This is a genomic window from Variovorax sp. W2I14 (genome assembly GCF_050435205.1).
In the GTDB taxonomy this organism is placed as follows: Bacteria; Pseudomonadota; Gammaproteobacteria; order Burkholderiales; family Burkholderiaceae_C; genus Variovorax; species Variovorax paradoxus_C.
This window is the reverse complement of sequence record NZ_JBNDJX010000001.1, coordinates 6,221,527-6,240,580: the sequence shown is the minus strand read 5'-3', so window position 1 is coordinate 6,240,580 and position 19,054 is coordinate 6,221,527. Positions and strand designations below refer to the sequence as shown.

General features: G+C 61.9%; 16 protein-coding genes and 2 riboswitches. Of the genes, 4 read left to right on the top strand and 12 right to left on the bottom strand.

What is annotated here, in order from left to right; all coding sequences use genetic code 11:
- Positions 1-35 precede the first annotated feature (35 nt).
- A complete protein-coding gene (locus tag QF040_RS29120; RefSeq protein ID WP_429613851.1) occupies positions 36-2,171 on the bottom strand; it encodes a glycosyltransferase family 4 protein in 2,136 nt (711 codons plus the stop codon).
- Between the two features lie 448 nt (positions 2,172-2,619).
- On the opposite strand from QF040_RS29120, the gene QF040_RS29115 reads away from it, so the two are divergent.
- The 4 genes from QF040_RS29115 to QF040_RS29100 all read left to right on the top strand — a co-directional run bounded on the left by QF040_RS29115 (position 2,620) and on the right by QF040_RS29100 (position 8,859).
- Complete coding sequence (locus QF040_RS29115; protein WP_429613850.1) at positions 2,620-3,885, top strand: class I SAM-dependent methyltransferase; 1,266 nt, start codon at positions 2,620-2,622, stop codon at positions 3,883-3,885.
- Positions 3,885-6,887, top strand: a complete 3,003-nt coding sequence (locus QF040_RS29110) for a glycosyltransferase (RefSeq protein ID WP_429613849.1) — start codon at positions 3,885-3,887, stop codon at positions 6,885-6,887. Before QF040_RS29115 ends, QF040_RS29110 begins: the two co-directional genes overlap by 1 nt.
- A 71-nt stretch (positions 6,888-6,958) precedes the next feature.
- Complete coding sequence (gmd, locus tag QF040_RS29105; protein ID WP_429613848.1) at positions 6,959-7,996, top strand: GDP-mannose 4,6-dehydratase; 1,038 nt, start codon at positions 6,959-6,961, stop codon at positions 7,994-7,996.
- Entirely contained in the window at positions 7,993-8,859 is an 867-nt protein-coding gene (locus QF040_RS29100; protein WP_429613847.1) for a GDP-mannose 4,6-dehydratase, read from the top strand. Before gmd ends, QF040_RS29100 begins: the two co-directional genes overlap by 4 nt.
- Positions 8,860-8,875: 16 nt before the next feature.
- Here the strand turns inward: QF040_RS29100 and QF040_RS29095 are convergent, their stop codons facing one another.
- The 11 genes from QF040_RS29095 to rfbB are packed head-to-tail and all read right to left on the bottom strand — an operon-like array spanning position 8,876 to position 18,675.
- Positions 8,876-11,068, bottom strand: coding sequence for a hypothetical protein (locus QF040_RS29095; RefSeq protein WP_429613846.1), 2,193 nt, complete (start codon positions 11,066-11,068; stop codon positions 8,876-8,878).
- 49 nt (positions 11,069-11,117) lie between these two features.
- Entirely contained in the window at positions 11,118-11,510 is a 393-nt protein-coding gene (locus tag QF040_RS29090; RefSeq protein ID WP_429613845.1) for a GtrA family protein, read from the bottom strand.
- Positions 11,507-12,280: a glucose-1-phosphate cytidylyltransferase gene (gene rfbF / locus QF040_RS29085; protein ID WP_429613844.1), complete on the bottom strand. Its 774-nt coding sequence runs from the start codon at positions 12,278-12,280 to the stop codon at positions 11,507-11,509. The genes QF040_RS29090 and rfbF overlap by 4 nt, the downstream gene beginning before the upstream one ends.
- Positions 12,281-12,295: 15 nt before the next feature.
- A complete protein-coding gene (locus QF040_RS29080) occupies positions 12,296-12,529 on the bottom strand; it encodes a hypothetical protein (RefSeq protein WP_429613843.1) in 234 nt (77 codons plus the stop codon).
- Positions 12,474-13,277 (bottom strand): glycosyltransferase family 2 protein, encoded by an 804-nt coding sequence (locus QF040_RS29075; protein ID WP_429613842.1) that lies wholly within the window; start codon positions 13,275-13,277, stop codon positions 12,474-12,476. The genes QF040_RS29080 and QF040_RS29075 overlap by 56 nt, the downstream gene beginning before the upstream one ends.
- A complete protein-coding gene (locus QF040_RS29070; RefSeq protein WP_429613841.1) occupies positions 13,274-14,101 on the bottom strand; it encodes an NAD-dependent epimerase/dehydratase family protein in 828 nt (275 codons plus the stop codon). The genes QF040_RS29075 and QF040_RS29070 overlap by 4 nt, the downstream gene beginning before the upstream one ends.
- Entirely contained in the window at positions 14,098-15,237 is a 1,140-nt protein-coding gene (rfbG, locus tag QF040_RS29065) for a CDP-glucose 4,6-dehydratase (protein WP_429613840.1), read from the bottom strand. Before rfbG ends, QF040_RS29070 begins: the two co-directional genes overlap by 4 nt.
- A complete protein-coding gene (gene rfbC, locus QF040_RS29060) occupies positions 15,234-15,785 on the bottom strand; it encodes a dTDP-4-dehydrorhamnose 3,5-epimerase (protein ID WP_429613839.1) in 552 nt (183 codons plus the stop codon). Before rfbC ends, rfbG begins: the two co-directional genes overlap by 4 nt.
- Positions 15,782-16,678: a glucose-1-phosphate thymidylyltransferase RfbA gene (gene rfbA / locus QF040_RS29055; protein ID WP_429613838.1), complete on the bottom strand. Its 897-nt coding sequence runs from the start codon at positions 16,676-16,678 to the stop codon at positions 15,782-15,784. The genes rfbC and rfbA overlap by 4 nt, the downstream gene beginning before the upstream one ends.
- A 39-nt stretch (positions 16,679-16,717) precedes the next feature.
- Positions 16,718-17,608, bottom strand: a complete 891-nt coding sequence (gene rfbD, locus QF040_RS29050; RefSeq protein ID WP_429613837.1) for a dTDP-4-dehydrorhamnose reductase — start codon at positions 17,606-17,608, stop codon at positions 16,718-16,720.
- A complete protein-coding gene (gene rfbB, locus QF040_RS29045; RefSeq protein ID WP_429613836.1) occupies positions 17,605-18,675 on the bottom strand; it encodes a dTDP-glucose 4,6-dehydratase in 1,071 nt (356 codons plus the stop codon). The genes rfbD and rfbB overlap by 4 nt, the downstream gene beginning before the upstream one ends.
- Before the next feature lie 115 nt (positions 18,676-18,790).
- Positions 18,791-18,881: riboswitch (glycine riboswitch) on the top strand.
- 33 nt (positions 18,882-18,914) lie between these two features.
- Positions 18,915-19,032: riboswitch (glycine riboswitch) on the top strand.
- Positions 19,033-19,054 lie beyond the last annotated feature (22 nt).

The following is a 19,054-nucleotide window of genomic DNA, read 5'->3' as shown; positions in this document are numbered from 1 at the left end:
GAAACCGAGCCAAGCAGGCAGCTTGGCAGTCGGAATCAGGTTGAGGAGCGACGTATCGCCTTGATTTCTTCAAGGCGCTTCACGATCTTTTTGCCCGCGACCTTGAGCGATAGGTTCTTCTCGGCGCTCTCCTTGGCGCGCGCCCCGAGTTGGCGAGCCCAATCCTGATTCTCGTAGACACGTCGCATGAGTTGCGCAGCGTGCTCGATCGAAGGTTCTGCCCACTCCAGTTCGGCGTCATAGGGCGGAATGGGCTGGCCGAGTTTCACGAGTTGGTAGGAGACAAGCAAACTGTTGTCGGCGTCCATGAAGTCGACGTTGCCGGAGAAGTTGGTAGCAATCACCGGCTTGCCCATCAACATCGCCTCGGCCATCGTCAGGCCGAGACCCTCGCTCCGATGAAGCGACACATAGGCATCGCATGCATCCATGAGCGACAGCAGGCGATCAGGCGTATATACCTCGTTGATCAACACGATGTTGCTGCCAGCCGCAGCCTCTTGCAGTCGTTCGAACTGCTCCGGATGCCGGTCTCCGAAAGATGTCTTGAGAACAAGGCTGACAGCTTCGTTTTCGCGAAATGCCTCCCTGAATGCGCGAATCAATCCCAGCGGATTCTTTCGTTCCATCACGCTCATCATGTGGAACACGAAGAGGAAAGTGAACGGCGTTTCGTTCAGACCGAAGTGCGCCTTGTCGCGCTGGTCGTAGGAGGCGAGCTGAACTCCCGGGAACAAGGTGCGCACCGGGATCGACAGGCGCTCACGAAGGCCGCGCGCCACGAATTCGGTGGCGGCCCAGACCTCATCGACGTTCTGTGCATGCGTCATCCATGCGTCAGGAATGGAGTCGAACTCCCAATACCAGTAACCGATCCGGTAGGTACGGGGAGCGCGTTCGAAGATGTCCGCAAGATCGTAGGCCACCGTCAGCAGGGGCTCCGGCTGCACATGGATGATTGTGATGTCGTGACACTCCATGCCGCGGAAATCGATGTGGCAAGGATCGTCCTTCGCATCGGTCCTGACATCGCGCAACGAGGTGGGGACGCCCTCCAGACCCACGGCTCGGACCAATGATTCGACGGAAACACGAAGGCCCGAGGGATAGCAGAAATGACCGATGACGTTTGCGCCCGGCTTTGCAAGCTCGGAGCTGACGGCCTGAATGTCGAGTCCATTGCACCAAACGCGCAGCGCGGGAGGCAACGCGCTTTCGGAGGACGCCAGCCAAGTGACCAGCGAACGCGCGGCGTCCACGTTGGCGAACGCATCGGGATGGGCCGCCCGCCAATGCGCACGCGTCCAGTAAGCATTCATGATCTGCGACGCGGGCGCATCCCATTCAGGCCAATGCGATGCGTCCAGCCAGTCGCCGCAAGCACCATACTCGGAGGCGAACCAAGTGGCGAATTCATCCCGTCCGAATATGGTGGTGCCGTCTGGATGCCTTTGCTGCCATGGCGGCGTGAAAGCATGTGCCAGCATGAGTTCACGGCAAGGATCCTGCGCAGCCTCCAGGAAAAGCCACCAAATCTCCTCCTGGCGCAAATCGCCGATGGGCCGGCCATACCGGATGAACCACGGCAGCAGGTGCATCCAACCCGCCGGAGTAAGCCCATGCGGAAGCAGCGCGCGAATGTCGGACTGGAACAGGAAGGTCTGTCTTGCGCGGGACGCAGGCTCGTTTCTCAGCAGTTCTTCCACACAAGCGCGCGCCTGAAGCGAAAGCGATGCCAGGGCGGCCTCCCCCTCGGGGGTCCATCGAAGAGAAGCGGGTCCGCCCTCGACACTCAGCCGGGGAAGAACGCCATGAAACTCCGGACACAGTCTCGCCATGTCGATGCACCACCTCGCCGCAGACCATGCGTCGTCGATCTCGGACGATGCCTGCGGCGGCCATGGCGAGAGGAAGTCCGGATCACCTGCGGCAGCGTCCAGTAGCAATGGCAGCAGTCCTCCTGTCCCGCCCGGCCCGTACGACGTCGCGGCTGGCCGGACGCGAGCAAGACTGGCTTGCACAAACTCCAATCCCTCGACATAAGGCGCATTTCGCAATACTTCAGCGTATGCCGCCTTCTGATTTTGCTGTCGCGCCAGCACCCGCCTTGGCAAAAGCCAAGGCGTCATCAACCACCAAAGGCCCTTGGCCAGCAAACGGACGCGAATCACGGTTTGAGTTTACTTAATGAAACGTGCCTTCCGGTCTTCTCGGAAGCAGATACATACGTTAGTGATCGATGCGCAATGAATCCCTCACATGCTGTAGCGAGTTCGCACTCCTAGCCGCAAGGAGCGCGATGACGCCAAAAGCAAAATCCAGCACCCTCACCTATCACAGGTCCCGAAACTGACAGCCAGCGCCATCGGCTTTGCCGACAACAAGAACTTGGCTGCCAAAAAAGGAACCGCACACTCTGCGGCCAGGAGGCGGAGCCAATATCAGGGTAAGACCTCCTTTGGGGCGCTCATCGAACGCGGTGGGCGGTGGCACGCCCCAACTAGAATTTGGTTTCTTTCCCGCATCAACAGTGGCGGCGACCGTCCACGCGGATCTCCGGCTGCTGTGCCTGCTACACCAAAACAAACGACGCGCCCGACGCAGAAGGCAGCAATACAAATGAGTGCCCCTTTCTATCGCGCATTCGAAGACAGGTATCGTGGCTCGCGCGAACTCATCCGGTCCAGACTCGAAATCTACGCCCCGTTTCTCGAACCACTGCTTTCGCAGCACGCGCAACCGGCGGCCATCGACATCGGCTGCGGGCGCGGTGAATGGCTGGAGCTCCTGCAAAGCCGGGGCTTTTCGGCTCGTGGTATCGATTTGGACGAAGGCATGCTGCAAGCGTGCAGGGAACGTGGCCTCGATGCTTCCATGGCCGACGGGCTTGCAACGCTCAGGGCAAGCCCCCCGGAAAGCCTTTCGCTGGTATCTGCCTTCCACGTCGTTGAACACATCGGTTTCGAGGAGTTGCAAGCCATCGTGGCAGAGGCGCTGCGCGTCCTCATCCCGGGAGGGCTGCTGATCCTCGAAACCCCGAACCCCGAGAACATCGAGGTCGGCACCGCCACGTTTTATCTGGACCCATCGCACGTCAAGCCGATTCCTCCCCAATTGCTGGCGTTCGTGGTGGAACACGCCGGGTTCGATCGCCAGACAGTCATGCGACTGCAGGAGGCGACTGAATTGCATGGATCCTCTCCCGTTCCGTTGATCTCGGTGCTCACCGGTGTCAGTCCCGACTATGCGGTCGTCGCACAAAAGCGCGCTCCAGCGGAAGTGCTGCAGGCTTCCGATGCAGCATTTTCAAGAGAGTACGGGCTGTCTTTGCCAACGCTCGCGCAGCGGTATGACGAGCACCATGCATTGGCTCAAGCACGCATGAGAGAAGTGGCCGTCGGCGCCCAAGTCAGCGAGCAGGCCTTGCGAAAACTGATCGCCATTGTCGAAACCCAAGCCCGACAGGCAAAAGCCTCTGTCGCGGTACTCGAAGCCAGAGTCGCCTTGCTCGAACAACAGGGAACGCAGTTGCTCGCTCGACTGCAGGGGATGGAAAGCCATCTCTTCAATCCTCGCCGGGCCGGCGTACGCGAGTGGCTGCGTGCCGTCGGAAACTTCCTGCGTCATCCGCGGCCGGGGCCCATCGTGAGGCGGCTGTCCAGGATCGCAAGAATGCTTGGGATTCACGGCCCGACGCGGGCGGTCTACGTTCGCGTGCGCGCGCGCGTGCTGGCGCGGTTGCGGCCTGAATCCGTGCCGCAGTCCACTGCGCCCGCTGCGCCCGAAGCACCGTCGGTCCGGCCATCGACCGAGTTGTCGGATGACGCGCATTCGGTCTGGAATCAGTTAAATATGCGTAGCAAAAAAAAACAGGGGGTTGATTGATGCGGGTGTTGCTGGATCTTCGGGTATCTGAACTGCCGCAGAGTGCGGCTCACAGACCGCAAACGCCCACTTGGACATTTCCCAAGGCGCTCGCGCAGGGCCTGCGCGACAAACACGATCCCCACGTACTGCTCGACGGCCGCTTTCCAGAAACCGCCGCCAAAGCGCGCGTCGCTCTGGCAGACATCCTTTCTCCGGAGTCCATTCATCTGTGGGCTTCTGCCCCCCCGGACGAACTTCAAACGGAGGCAGCGAATTCTGCGGCAGCACAACTGCACGCAGCCGTCGTCGCTCGCCTGCGCCCGGACGTCGTATTTCTCTTGGAAGCCGAAACGCCCGACAGTGCGTCAGAAACGGCCTCTGCGAAGGCCGCACCCTCTGTGCCGCTGGTTCGTAGCCGAACTGCGCAGCACCCTGAGGCAGCAGCAGGCACCGACGGCAGCCACGCCAAACTGGCCGATGCTGTTCGCATGGCCATCGACGATATCGAACGGGCGGCAATCAAAGCGCCACCGCCGCAACCTTCTGCAAAGCGCCTTCGCCTTGCCTATGTTTCCCCCCTCCCACCCCAGCGCAGCGGCATCGCCGACTACAGCGCGGAACTCCTGCCCGAGCTCGCAAAACACTACGACATCGAACTCATCGTCGACACGCGAAGGCTGACCCAACCGGCGCTCTCGACGCCGCTTCCCGTTCGGGATCCGGATCACCTGATTGCCCACGCGAGCGACTACGACCGTGTGCTCTATCACTTCGGCAATTCCGAGTTCCACGAATACATGTTCGAGTTGCTGGAGACGGTCCCCGGCACGGTGGTCCTGCATGACTTCTTCCTGGGCGATGCCCAATGGCATCTCGAATACTTCTGCGGCAGGCGAAACGGGCTGGCGCGCGCGCTCTATGCCTCTCACGGCTACCAGGCGATGGCCGACCGGATTCGCCTTGCGGACCTGTCGACGGTGATCGCTCGCTATCCATGCAGCTTCGAAGTCATTCGTCGCGCCCAGGGCGTGATCTTTCATTCGCACTATTCCGCCGCGCTGATGCAGCACTGGTATGCGAAGTCTTCCCATGTGCACACCACTCTGATTCCATTGCTGCGGCGTCCCGCCGAAACGAATGTCCCCGCCTCCCGCATCGAAGACCGACGCGCACTCGGGTTGTCCGACGATGATTTTCTTGTCTGCGCCTTCGGGTTGCTCGGCCCCACCAAGCTGAACGACCGATTGCTGCGTGTCTGGAAGAAATCGGCGCTCGGCACCAACCCCCGATGCCGGCTTGTCTTTGTCGGCGAGAACCCGCACGATGCCTATGGCGCGGCCATCAAGGCTGAACACGACCAGCTTCCCGTTCCCAATGTGGAAATCACCGGTTGGGCCGACGAAGCCATGTTCCGCCGATACCTTCGGGCTGCCGACATCGCGGTCCAGTTGCGCGGCCGATCGCGGGGCGAGACCTCTGCGGCTGTCCTCGACACCATGAACCATGGCGTCCCGACGATTGCCAACGCGCACGGAGCCATGGCATGGCTGCCCAAGGATTGCGTCTGGATGCTCGAAGACGACTTCACCGACGCACAGCTCGACGATGCCCTTTCGCACTTGTGGCGCGATGCGCAAATGCGGGCCGCCATGGGGAGCAATGCACGCAGGCACATTGCCGAGCACCATTCGCCCGAGCGCTGTGGCCAGCAATACGTCGAGGCAATCGAGCGGTTCTCGGAATGCGGTGGATATGAGCGCAATCCGCTCGTCGCGAGCGTCGCGAAGATCGCGCCGGAAATGGTTCCAACCGAAAAGAACGTGATCGCGTCCGCGATCGCCGTCAACTTCCCGTCACCGCAGCCGGCCAGACAACTGTTCCTCGACGTCTCGTCCATGGTCCACCATGACCTGCACACGGGCATACAGCGCGTCGTCAAATCGCTGCTGAGAGCGCTGATCGAATCGCCGCCTCCGGGCTATCGCGTGGAGCCCGTGTATGGCGACTCCCAGCATCTCGGTTATCGGTATGCCCGGCGCTATACGCTCAAGTTCCTGGATTGTCCCGACGATATGCTGGACGATACGCCGATCAGCTACGCGCCAGGAGATCAGTTCATCGGGCTGGACCTGATGCACGACCCTGTCTATTTCCAAGCTCCATATTTCCGGCAGCTGCATAACGCGGGCGTGCGCGTTCAGTTTGTTGTCTACGACCTTCTGCCGGTCCTCATGAAGCATCGCTTCCCCCAGGGCAGCGCCGAATTGCATGCACGCTGGCTGCGCACCATCGCGGAATTCGACGGTGCACTCTGCATTTCCGAAGCCGTCGGCAACGAATTGCGCGACTGGATCAGCGACAACGCGCCGCACCGCGCAGATGCATTGCGCATCGCGTCGTTTCCGCTTGGCGCCGACCTCAGTGCCGTTGCCTCCAAAGGGCTTCCGCCAGACGCTGGGGACATCATGCGCAAGATCGCGATGCGCACCAGCTTTCTGATGGTCGGCACTGTCGAACCCCGCAAGGGCCACGCCCTTGCGCTGGATGCGTTCGAAGCGCTTTGGGCTTCGGGGCTCAACATCAACTTGGTGATTGTCGGCAAACAGGGCTGGATGGTCGAAGAATTTTGCCAGCGAATGCGCAAGCACCCGGCGTTGGGCGATCGCCTGATCTGGCTCGAAAAAGCCAGCGATGAGTACCTGGAACTCGTCTACTCGGCGTCGACCTGCCTCATTACGGCTTCGGAAGGGGAAGGCTTCGGCCTGCCCCTGATCGAAGGAGCGCAGCGCGGCCTGTTCCTGATCACACGCGACCTTCCGGTATTTCGCGAGGTCTGCGGCGACTGCGCGCTCTACTTCAGCGGGGGTGCGCCTGCGCTTGCCGACGCGGTACGGCAATGGCTCATCCAAGCCCAGGAGGGAACGCTGGTGCGCTCGGAAGGCCTCCAGTACCTCAATTGGCAGCAAAGTGCCCGCCGCTTCGTCGATGCGGCCTTGTGGGACTCTGAGGCGCCACCCTGACGCCCCTCGATCTCGCGCACGGCACAATACTTACCCGCCATCGGGTCCAATGTTTATCGGGAAGGATTTTTATGAAGAAACGCGCTATCGTCACCGGCATCACGGGCCAAGACGGCGCCTATTTGGCCGAACTGCTCTTGAGCAAAGGGTACGTCGTCTATGGAACGTACCGTCGAACCAGTTCGGTCAATTTCTGGCGCATCGAGGAACTGGGCATTCAGAAGAATCCAGACCTGCACTTGGTCGAATATGACCTGACCGATCTCGGCAGTTCGCTGACCCTCGTTCGCGACGCCGCACCCGATGAAATCTACAACCTTGCTGCGCAAAGCTTTGTGGGCGTCAGCTTCAACCAGCCCGCGGCAACGGCGCAAATCACCGGCATCGGCGCGCTGCACCTGCTCGAAGCCATTCGACTGGTCAATCCAAAGATTCGCTTCTATCAAGCCTCCACCTCCGAAATGTTCGGCAAGGTGCAGGCCATCCCCCAAGTCGAAGACACCCCTTTCTATCCGCGCAGTCCCTATGGCGTCGCGAAGCTTTACGCGCACTGGATGACGGTCAACTACCGCGAGAGCTACGACATCTTCGGCAGCAGCGGCATCCTGTTCAACCACGAAAGCCCCCTTCGCGGCCGCGAGTTCGTCACGCGCAAAATCACCGATTCGGTGGCCAAGATCAAGTTGGGCCAACTCGACGTCATGGAGCTTGGGAATCTCGACGCCAAGCGCGACTGGGGTTTCGCCAAGGAATACGTAGAGGGCATGTGGCGCATGCTCCAGGCTGACGAGCCCGATACTTTCGTGCTGGCCACCAACCGCACGGAAACGGTACGTGACTTTGTGCGCATGGCGTTCAAGGGCGCAGGTATCGAAGTCGACTTCAAGGGTGCGGCCGAACAGGAATTGGCTGTGGACACGTCCACCGGCAAGACGGTGATGCGGATCAACCCCAAGTTCTATCGCCCGGCCGAAGTCGAATTGTTGATCGGGGACCCCGCCAAGGCAAAGGCCAAGCTCGGTTGGGAGCCCCGCACGACACTTGAACAGCTGTGCCAGATGATGGTCGAAGCAGACCTGCGCCGGAACACCCAGGGCTTCTCGTTTTGAAGATCCTCCTGACGGGGGCGGACGGTTTTACCGGCCGCCCCTTTGCCAAGCATGCCACTGCCGCCGGTCATGAGGTCGTTCCCTCACGCGCCGACCTCACTGACCGGCAAGCGTTGCATCAGGAAGTGCAGGAAGTTGCACCCGACGCGGCGGTCCACCTGGCCGCCATCAGTTTCGTAGGCCACGCGGACGAAGGCGCTTTCTATGCGGTGAACGTCCTTGGCACTACCAACCTGCTCGATGCCTTGGCACAACTGCCGAAAAGACCTCGGCGCGTACTGTTGGCCAGCAGTGCGAACATCTACGGCAACAGCGAACAATCGCCTTTGCTGGAGACGCAGCCACCCGCCCCTGTCAACCACTACGCGATGAGCAAGCTGGCCATGGAGTACATGGCGCGGACCTATTCCGACCGGCTGGACTTGGTCATCACCCGGCCCTTCAACTATACCGGACCGGGCCAGGATCCGAACTTCGTGATCCCCAAGCTCGCGGCGCATTTCGCGACGCGTGCGCCGTCGGTGTCGCTCGGGAACCTGCATGTAGAGCGAGAGTTCAATGACATACGGATGGTGTGCGACGCCTACCTCCTCCTGCTTGCGCACGGCGCGCCGGGAGAGGCCTATAACGTGTGTTCCGGCCAGCCCTACACCTTGCAGTTCGTCATCGACACATTCGAGCGGTTGACCGGACACCACATGAAGGTCCAGGTGGATCCGCGGTTTGTGCGGCCCAATGAGGTCCATCGACTCTGCGGGAGCCCCGACAAGCTGAACCGCGTCGCGGCGATGCACGGCATGCCGCTGGCGACACACTCCTTGCAGGAAACACTACAAAGCATGCTGGTTCAAGCGCCGGCCTAGCCGCCGCGCGTCGGCTTCAGCGGGAGGCGGGTACGACGTCGAACCAGTCGAGTTGGCCGCCAAGCCCGAAGTACTTGTCGTCGACCTGCGTGACGAAGCCGAGCCGATTGAAGCCGGAAACCAATGCATCCGGAGGCACATCGGCTTCGAACTGGGTGGCCGAAACCCAGCGCATCACCAGCGGACGACCATTCATTTGCAGGCTCATGCCGTTGCGGACCGCGTCACTGGCGAACTGGACGAACGCGCCACGCACACGGTAGCTGCCCACCGACGGCGAGAGTTCGAAAAGCACGTCCGCGGTCGAACTCACCATCCAGGCTGCCGAGCGCTGCACCAGGCCGTTCACCGTCCACTCCACCTCGCGCCAGCCGGAACCGCGCGTCGGCAGATCCAGATTCCACCAATCTCCAAAACTCCACCGGTAGCTGGCGCCGACGGTCTCATCGCGGAACATCGGGCCGAACCGCTCGGACGAGCGGGGCGCCAGCACGCCCCGGTAGCGCCGCGCCACAACATCGTCGCCTGTTTGAAGCGCCCGCCGGCGCTCCGCCTGTGCCCCTGGCAAGGCCGTGGATGTGCCGTCCGCACGAACGCCGACGACGGTGACGTTGCCGCCGCTTGCGAAATGCCGCGAAGGTTCCACCACCGAGGTGGGCGATCCCGGCCCGCTGACGGCATGGGGGAAGTCAAAGCTCCAGCCGGTTTCGCTCTCGGCGCATCGGCCCTTTCTGCCGAACTGATCAGGCCGCACCCACTCCATGCCGGGCGCATGGCATACCTCCACGGGCCCTACCGCACGACCGTAGAGATAGCTGAGCGCATTGCGCACCATGTCGCCATTCACAAAGAACCAGGAGTGGCCGATCTGGCTGGAGCCATCCAGCACCACGACCGGTTTGCCGGGCTGCAGGTCGGAGGATTCGACAATGCCGCGCAGCACCGCGCGCTGTCGCTGCGTCAACTCGACATAGTGGTGAAACTGGAAAAGCTGCGCACCGAATCCGAGAGCGAGCAGCAGGCATGCGCCAGCAATCGCGGGCGCACGTGCAAGTCGCCAAATCATCAAGAGCACGCCCACCCAGGCCATGGCAGCCCCGGGAGTTGCCCATAGAAATGTGCGTTGGCTGACAACCACGTGATAGGGCGATGTCAGAAATGGCGCATAACCAGCCAGCATCAGCACGAGTCCAGCCAGCAACAAGCGCGCAGGCATCCGCCAAGAAGGCAGAGCGCTCGGCTCGTCTGACACACGACTGCGGCCCAGCGCAATGGCGAACAACGCGACCGCTGCAATCCCCAGGACTGCGCATCCGAAATACACATAGCTCGTGTACTCGACGGCAAGCATGCGCCATGCATCCATCCAGCCTCCGATGAGCGCCCGTGCCGCCCCCGTGGTGAACAGCTTCGGGAACGCGGCAATTGCCGTTGCGATCGGTCCTTGCCCGCCGCCGGTCACCTGTGACTGATAGCTGGCTACCTTGTGCGAAGCCCAAGCCGCGTATCCCAGATACAGGCAAACACCACCTGCCCAGATAGCCGCAAGCTCGAGTTCGCGTCGGCGGAAATGCACGATGCGGCTCAAGCCCGAACGCGCAAAAGGTACGGCCAGCGGCAACAGGATGAGCACGAGCCCGGCTTCATAGATGCCAAGGCTTACGACGTAGAAAGTCGTGGCGACAACGGCGCCCGCCACTGCCCGTGCGGGACTGCGCGCCCCGAAAGCGGAAACGAGCAGCGCGCTACCCGTCAGCAGCAGCGCAATAGCAACGTTGATGTGAATGCTGCGCAGCGACAACTGCATCGTGTCGGCGGGATAGAGAAGCAAGAGAGCAGCGGCCACGATGCCCCATCCGCGCGAACCGGTTGCGCGACTCACGAGGTAGGTTGTCGCACCGCCCTTGGCCAGAAGCGACGCAATGGTGAGCAGATGCCACGCATCGAACGAATCGCGATCGGCAAGATAGGAGAGCGCGAAACTCAGAGGCATGAACGGCCTGATGGCGTGGGCAGGCAGCGGCCCGTCCAGATGCACCATCAGGAAAGGCCCGTGTTCCGTGAAGAGACCCAGCAAGTCCCATTCCTCCACCAGCCCGCCCATTGAAAAACCGAAAGGCAGCCACAGCGCCGCCACGATGGCCAGCGAAGGCAACAACACGATGGCCGCCTGTCTGAGGAGTGAGTGCCCGTTTTTTTCTACCGTCATCCTGTCGGATCCCTGATTTCGTGGCCGGCCGTGCCGACTTGGTCCGTCTTCAACGGCTGGTGGCTTCCGAATGCGCTTCGACGAAGACGTAGTACTTGCTCAACACATAGAAAAGGCTGGTATAGACCGCCCCGGCTGCGAGCTGCGCCCACCCCTTGTGCATACCCAGATGGTCGATAAGCAGCATCAACACACCGATGTTGGCCAGATAGGCCACCATGAAGATTGACAGAAAGCGAACGATTTCACGTTTTTTTCCCGCTGCACTGCGAAATGTGAAAGTACGGTTCAGGGTGTACGAGACAACCAGTCCCACCGCATAGCCTGCGATGTTGCTGACAACCGCTCCCCAGCCCACCAAGTACATGCAAGCGAAGATCACCGCATAGCCGACGGCGGTGTTCAGTACACCCACCACCGCAAAACGGAGGAGTTGCCTCACTCCCAGGTGCGCCAGGGCGCCTTGCCGCTGTTCCAGAGCGCCTCGAGTTCGCGCTTGTCGCGCAACGTGTCGCAAGGTTGCCAGAACCCGTGATGCTGAAAACCCGCGAGCTGGCCGTCCTTTGCGATATTCATGAGCGGCGCACGTTCCCAGGACGTGGTGTCGTCCGCAACGTAGTCGATCACCTTCGGCTCCAGGACGAAGAAGCCACCGTTGATCCAGCCGATTTCGTCGCTCGGCTTCTCTTCGAAGCTCGAGACCTTCTGATCGGCATCGATATTCAGCACACCGAAGCGGCCCGGAGGCTGCACCGCAAGCACCGTGGCGAGCTTGCCGTGCCGTTTGTGGAATTCCACTTCAGCGCCGATGTTCACGTCCGACAGGCCGTCGCCATAAGTCAGGCAGAAGGTCTCGTCGTCGAGGTATCTTGCAACCCGCTTGAGACGTCCGCCCGTCATGGTGTCGGCCCCGGTATCGACCAGCGTGATGCGCCAGTCTTCGGCTTGGCTGTCCAGGATCTGGTGATCGCCGTTGCGCAGGTCGATGCGCATGTCCGACATGTGCCGGTAATAGTTGAAGAAGAATTCCTTGATCACGTAGCCCTTGTAGCCCAGGCAGACCACGAAGTCCTTGATTCCATGGTTGGCATACATCTTCATGATGTGCCACAGCAGCGGCCGGCCGCCGACTTCGACCATCGGCTTCGGCTTGGTGTCGGATTCTTCGGCGATGCGCGTGCCGAGACCGCCGGCGAGGATGACTGCTTTCATATGAATGTGTGTTCCCTAGAGCTTGAGATCGTTCGGTTGCATGTTAAGCGTGCGCTCAACGATGGCGATCGGATCCGCGCGCAGCACGCGATAGATCCGCAGGATGTATTCGCCGATGATTCCCAGCAGGAACGCATTGAGCCCGATGCCGAAAAGAATCAGCAGCTGGATGCTGACGAATCCGCGCGGCAGGTCAGGCTGCAGCAGGCGGAGGATGACGTAGTAGACCGATGCCGCCAGGCAACCCAAGAGGATAACCACTCCCAGGAATGAAGCCATGCGCAGCGGGCACGGTCGAATGGTTGAACACGGCCGTCAGTCCGAGACGCATCAGGCGCATCACGTTGAACTTGCTTTCGCCCACCGTGCGCGCATCGCGGTCGTAGGCGATGCCAGTCTGGTTGAATCCCATCCCGGCGATCATTCCGCGCAGGTAGGGGTTGCTCGTGCGCGACTTGGCAATGGCCTCGATCACCGCACGATCGACCAATCGGAAGTCGCCTGCATCGCGTGGAATCGGGTGTTCGCTGACCCGGTCGATGACCCAGTAGCCGCATTTGCGGATCAGGTTCATCAGCATGCCTTCGCGCCGTTTACGGCGGATACCGTAGACCACGTGATAACCCTGCTGCCAGAGCGCGAAGAACTCCTCCAGCATCTCGGGCGGGTCTTGCAGGTCGGCGTCGATTTGCAGGACGGCATCTCCCCGCGCATGCAGATAGTTGGCAAGAATCGAACTCTGGAATCCGAAATTACGCGAAAACCTCAGCGCCCGAATGCGAGGATCTCGCTCGGCGAGCCGGGTCAGCATCGACCAGGTCTGGTCGTCCGAATGGTTGTCTGTGAAAACAAATTCGAGATCGCACCGATCCGCCATGCGCTCTCCCAGGGCCACCAAGCGTGCATAGAGCGCATCGAGGTTGCCGGCTTCGTTGAGCACGGGAATGGCAATGGACACCAGCGGTCGCTTTGCAGACAAATGAATATCTCCGTTCATGCTTGCTGCAATCCGGGCAGTTGAGCCTGCACATAAGCGGCCACGCCCGGCAAGGTGGCCCTGAAATCGATCTGTTCGATCTGCGGGGTTCTTGCCAGCACCGTTGCGTAGTTGTCGTCCGGCGGTTCAGGACGTGCGCCGATGCGCAGCAACTCCGGCCGCCCTACGGCATCGAACACACCGCGAGCCAGGTCGGCCAACGTGACTGGCGCACCGTGGCTCAACGGCAGAACGCCCGTGACGCCAGTCTCCAACAGTGCGCGCAGCGCGGTCGCTTCATCATCGACGTGATGGTACTCGCGCAGTTGCCTGCCCGGCGACATCTCGAACGGAAGGCCATCGCGCAACGCCTGGCAGAGTTGCCCGAGGAACATGAAAGGCGCGGGTGCGCCGCCGCCATACAAGGTGTGCACTTGGAGGTGCAGCACCGCATCGCCCGCGGCGGCGCGATCCGTGACGAAAACACCGAGCTCCGCCTTGCTGGCCACGTACGGATTGGGATGCCGGGTCAGCCGCTCCATCACCGTGCCGAAGGTCACCACGCGCAATCCGGCTCTGCATGCGCCGTCGATCACACGCATCGGAAGCTCGACGTTGACGCGGCGGTGTTCTGCGGCGGAAAGCGTCGGATCCAGCAACCCGGCAGTGACAAGCACGACCGAACCGACTGGCGCGGCTTCGAAGAAGCGTTCGATCGCCCCTGCGGCCGCGGGCTGCCACCAGTCCTCGTAGACCGCGCGGTCCAGGCAAATGGTTTCCAGCGAACCGCGCGAAGAAAGGATCGCCTGCCCTAACCGGCCTCGTCCACCGATCATGTAGATCATGCGCGGATGTCTCCGCGCCAGGCCTCGATCTGCGCCAACGTGATGTCCTTGGCCAAGTGCGGCGCTTCGTAGTATTTGCGATACCAGGCCGCCGTTTCGCGCGCCACGCGGTGCGTGTCCCAGGCCGGCGCCCAGCCGAGCAGGTTGCGGGCAATCGAACTATCGAGCGCGAGAGCCCCCGCCTCGGGCAGCGGGTTGTCCATGAACTCCAGCGGCGGACGCTGCCACTCGTCGCTCATGAGTTCCAGCACCTCACGCACTGAGTACTGCCTCGGATCCTGCGGCCCCAGGTTCCACGCGCGTGCGGCGTCTTGCGGCTTCGACCCGACCAGTTTCGACATCAACAGCAGATATCCGTGCACCAGCGCAAGCACGTGTTGCCAGGGACGAGTGGCCTGCGGATAGCGCAGCGTCAGCGGCGTAGCGTTGACCACGCTGCGCACAAAGTCGGGGATGAGTCGGTCTTCGGACCAGTCGCCGCCGCCGACAATATTGCCGCCACGTGCCGTCGCGATCGCCGGCCCCTTGCCCTCCGTAAACGGGTAGGACGCGGCATAGCTCTGAATCACCATCTCGGCTGAAGCCTTAGATGCGCTGTAAGGATCCTTGCCGCCGAGCGGATCGTTTTCCCGATAAGGCCAAGGCCACTCGTTGTTGCGGTACACCTTGTCGGTGGTCACGCAGACCACGCCGCGCACGCCGGTAACGCGGGCTGCCTCGAGCACATGGGCCGTGCCCTGAGCGTTGACCTGAAAAGTCCGAAGCGGCTCCCGGTATGAACGCCGAACGAGCGGCTGCGCCGCCAAGTGCAGTACCAGTTCGGGATCGAAGGCCTTCATTGCAGCCAGCAGCCGGTCGTAGTCGCAAATGTCCCCGAGCGTGCCCTGCACGTCCTTTTCGAGGCCTGCGGCCGCGAAGAGTGACGGGGTAGTTTCCGCGGGCAGCGAATAGCCTTCGACGACAGCGCCGATGGATTGCAGCCAAAGGCACGCCCATCCGCCAGTGAAGCCCGTGTGCCCGGTGACGAAGACCTTCCGCCCCCGCAGTTCCTGCTCGAAACCTGCCAAATCGATCATCTTTGCTTCGCTTCCATCAACAAGCTCATTCATTTTTTTCCGAAAGGTGGGGCCGGTCACCGTTCGAACAGTTCCGCAAGGTCCATTGGCAAACCTGCAAGATCCTTGGCGGAGAGCGTTGGTGCCCCCCCCACATCCGGCCATTGGATGCCGAGGCGCTCGTCGTCCCAACGGATCGCACGCTCGTGCGCCGGTGCGTAGTAGTCGGTGGTCTTGTATAGAAAATCCGCCGATTCGCTCAGCACCAGAAAGCCATGGGCGAAGCCTTCGGGCACCCACAACTGCTTGTGATTGTCCTCGCTGAGTTCAACACCCACCCATTTACCGAACGTGGACGACGCGCGCCGGATGTCCACCGCCACATCGAACACCGCGCCGCGCGTGACGCGCACCAGCTTGCCTTGGGTTTGTTCCAGCTGATAGTGGAGACCACGCAAGACGCCCTTGGCCGATCGCGAGTGGTTGTCCTGCACGAATTCCACATGCCTGCCCACCGCCTCGTCAAAGGCCTTGCCATTGAAGCTTTCGAAGAAGAACCCCCGCGCATCGCCGAACACCTTGGGCTCGATCACGAGCACGTCAGGAATCGAGGTAGGCGTGGCCTTCACGAGCGCACCTCATCGCTCAGCAGGTGCTTGAGGTATTTGCCGTAGCCGCTCTTTTCCAGCGGCGCCGCAAGCTTTTCGAGTTGCTCGGTCGAGATGAAGCCATTGCGCCACGCAATCTCTTCAGGACACGCGATCTTCAGCCCCTGCCGATGCTCCAGCGTGGCGATGAACTGCCCCGCTTCGAGCAGGCTGTCGTGCGTGCCTGTATCGAGCCACGCATAGCCGCGCTGCATGATCTGCACGTTCAGCCGATCGAGGTCGAGGTACGCCTGGTTGACCGCGGTGATTTCAAGTTCGCCGCGCGCGCTTGGCTTCACCGCCTTGGCGATGTCGACGACTTGGTTGTCGTAGAAATACAGCCCCGTCACCGCATAGCTGCTCTTGGGCTTCAGCGGCTTTTCCTCGATGCTGCTGGCCTTACCATTCGCATCGAACGCCACCACACCATAGCGTTCAGGATCCTGCACGTGATACGCGAACACGGTTGCGCCGGATGGCTTCGCATCGGCGTCGGCAAGCAAGTGCACGAGGTCATGGCCATAGAAGATGTTGTCCCCCAGCACCAGCGCACTCGGCGAATTACCCACGAACTCTTCACCGATCAGGAACGCCTGCGCCAACCCATCCGGGCTCGGCTGCACCGCGTACTCCAGGTTCATGCCCCACTGGCTGCCATCGCCCAGCAACTGCTGAAAACGCGGCGTGTCCTGCGGCGTGCTGATGATCAAGATGTCGCGCATGCCGCCCAGCATCAGCGTGCTGAGCGGGTAATAGATCATCGGCTTGTCGTACACCGGCAGCAGTTGCTTGCTCATGGCGAGCGTCGCGGGATGCAGGCGGGTGCCCGAGCCACCGGCGAGGATGATGCCTTTGCGTTGCGTCGTTTGGGTCATGGGATGTTCGTTCGTGTCTCTTGTCTTGCTCGACGGATGTCAGAAGGTTTCGCGCAACATGCGGGCGACGCCGGACTGCCACTCGGGCAGAACGAGGCCGAAGGTCGATTGCAGCTTGGTGGTGTCCAGGCGCGAGTTGTGCGGCCGCCTGGCCGGCGTCGGGAATGCGGTGGTGGGCACGGGCTCGACCGCCTCGGGGCCGGCCTTGAGTTCGACACCCGCCGCCTTTGCCTGCTCGATCACGAAGCGCGCATAGCCATGCCACGTGGTCACGCCACCGGCCACCGCGTGATAGAGCCCGGCCTTGGACGGGTCCTGCAGCGTCGCGCGAATGGCGTGCGCGGTGATGTCGGCCAGCAGCTCGGCGCCGGTGGGCGCGCCGAACTGGTCGTCGATGACCGTGAGCTTGTCGCGCTCCTTGGCGATGCGCAGCATGGTCTTGGCAAAGTTGCCGCCGCGTGCCGCATACACCCAGCTCGTGCGAAAGATCAGGTGCTTCGCGCAGTGCTTTGCCACCAGTTGCTCGCCTTCGAGCTTGGTGCTGCCGTAGATGCTGAGCGGACCGGTCGCATCGTCTTCCTTCCAGGGCTTGCTGCCGCTGCCGTCGAAGACGTAATCGGTCGAGTAGTGAACCATCAGCGCGCCGATCTGCTGCGCGGCTTCGGCCACGACACCGGGCGAGGTGGCGTTGAGCTTGCGCGCGAACTCGGGTTCGCTCTCGGCCTTGTCGACCGCGGTGTGCGCTGCGGCGTTGACGATGACGTCGGGCCGCACCTTCAGCACCGTCTCGGCCAGTTGCTCGGGACGGCCGAAGTCGGCGTTGAAATCGGTGCTGTCGAAGTCGAGTGCCACCAGTTCGCCCAGGGGCGCGAGGCTGCGCTGCAGCTCCCAGCCGACCTGTCCGCCCTTGCCCAGCAGCAGCAGCTTCATGCCGCCGCCTTCGCGTCGTATTGCTTCTCGACCCATTCGCGGTAGGCGCCGCTTTGCACGTTGCGCACCCACTCGCCGTTCGCGAGGTACCACTCGACCGTCTTGCGGATGCCGCTGTCGAAGGTTTCGGCGGGCTTCCAGCCGAGCTCGCGCTCGAGCTTGCGCGCGTCGATGGCGTAGCGGCGGTCGTGGCCCGGGCGGTCGGTCACGTAGGTGATCTGTTCCTTGTACGGCTTGCCGTCGGCCTTGGGGCTCAGTTCGTCGAGCAGCGCACAGACGGTGTTGACGATCTCGATGTTGGGCTTCTCGTTCCAGCCGCCCACGTTGTAAGTCTCGCCGAGCTTGCCGGCTTCGAGCACGCGGCGGATGGCGCTGCAGTGGTCCTTCACGTAGAGCCAGTCGCGCACCTGCATGCCGTCGCCGTACACGGGCAGCGGCTTGCCGGCCAGTGCGTTGACGATCATGAGAGGGATGAGCTTCTCGGGGAAATGGAACGGCCCGTAGTTGTTCGAGCAGTTGGTCGTGACCACCGGCAGGCCGTAGGTGTGATGCCAGGCGCGCACGAGGTGGTCGCTGGCGGCCTTGCTGGCCGAGTAGGGGCTGTTGGGCTCGTACTTGTTTTCTTCGGTGAAGGCCGGGTCGGTCTTGGAGAGCGAGCCGTAGACCTCGTCGGTCGACACATGCAGGAAGCGGAAGGCAGCCTTCTGGTCGGCCGGCAGCGCATTCCAGAAACCGCGCACGGATTCGAGCAGGCGGAAGGTGCCGAGCACGTTGGTCTGCACGAAGTCTTCGGGGCCGTGGATCGAGCGGTCGACGTGCGATTCGGCGGCGAAGTTCACGACGGCGCGGGGCTTGTGCTCGGCCAGGAGGCGGTCGAGCAGCGCGCTGTCGCCGATGTCGCCCTGGACGAAGATGTGCTTCGGGTTGTCCTTGAGGGACGCGAGTGTCTCGAGGTTGCCCGCGTAGGTCAGTTTGTCGAGGTTCACGACCGGCTCATCGCTCTGCGCGATCCAGTCGAGTACGAAATTGGCGCCAATGAAGCCTGCGCCGCCGGTTACCAGGATCATGGGGTCCCCTGTTGTTGTCGAACGATCGCCCTCTGGCGAATGAACGGGCGATTATCCCACCGGCCCACAGGGCCGAAATCCAGGGTTGGCGCATCCGCGGGGCCCACCTACAATCGCCCCCACTGCAGGAGAGCGGGCCACCCCGGTGGCCCTACCGAAGGCGCAAACTCCCATAAACGCTCAGGTCGGCCCAACGAAGTTCTTTGTAATTTCGGCAAGGGGTCAGTACTGCATCAAATCAAACGCCGTCTGGAGAGCCATCGCACCCCGCAAAGGTGTCGCGATGCACCGAAGGAGCAAACCTGCTGCAAGGCGCAACAGGTGAATCTCTCAGGTATCGAGGACAGGGGGAGCGGCAACTTGGACGGCGGACGTCCGG

Excerpts from the sequence above, each read along its gene's own strand:
- QF040_RS29110 (WP_429613849.1), top strand. The coding sequence starts at position 3,885 with ATGCGGGTGTTGCTGGATCTTCGGGTATCTGAACTGCCGCAGAGTGCG.
- QF040_RS29070 (WP_429613841.1), bottom strand. The coding sequence starts at position 14,101 with ATGATCTACATGATCGGTGGACGAGGCCGGTTAGGGCAGGCGATCCTT.
- gmd (WP_429613848.1), top strand. The coding sequence starts at position 6,959 with ATGAAGAAACGCGCTATCGTCACCGGCATCACGGGCCAAGACGGCGCC.
- QF040_RS29115 (WP_429613850.1), top strand. The coding sequence starts at position 2,620 with ATGAGTGCCCCTTTCTATCGCGCATTCGAAGACAGGTATCGTGGCTCG.
- rfbD (WP_429613837.1), bottom strand. The coding sequence starts at position 17,608 with ATGAAGCTGCTGCTGCTGGGCAAGGGCGGACAGGTCGGCTGGGAGCTG.
- QF040_RS29075 (WP_429613842.1), bottom strand. The coding sequence starts at position 13,277 with ATGAACGGAGATATTCATTTGTCTGCAAAGCGACCGCTGGTGTCCATT.
- rfbA (WP_429613838.1), bottom strand. The coding sequence starts at position 16,678 with ATGACCCAAACGACGCAACGCAAAGGCATCATCCTCGCCGGTGGCTCG.
- rfbF (WP_429613844.1), bottom strand. The coding sequence starts at position 12,280 with ATGAAAGCAGTCATCCTCGCCGGCGGTCTCGGCACGCGCATCGCCGAA.
- rfbB (WP_429613836.1), bottom strand. The coding sequence starts at position 18,675 with ATGATCCTGGTAACCGGCGGCGCAGGCTTCATTGGCGCCAATTTCGTA.
- QF040_RS29095 (WP_429613846.1), bottom strand. The coding sequence starts at position 11,068 with ATGACGGTAGAAAAAAACGGGCACTCACTCCTCAGACAGGCGGCCATC.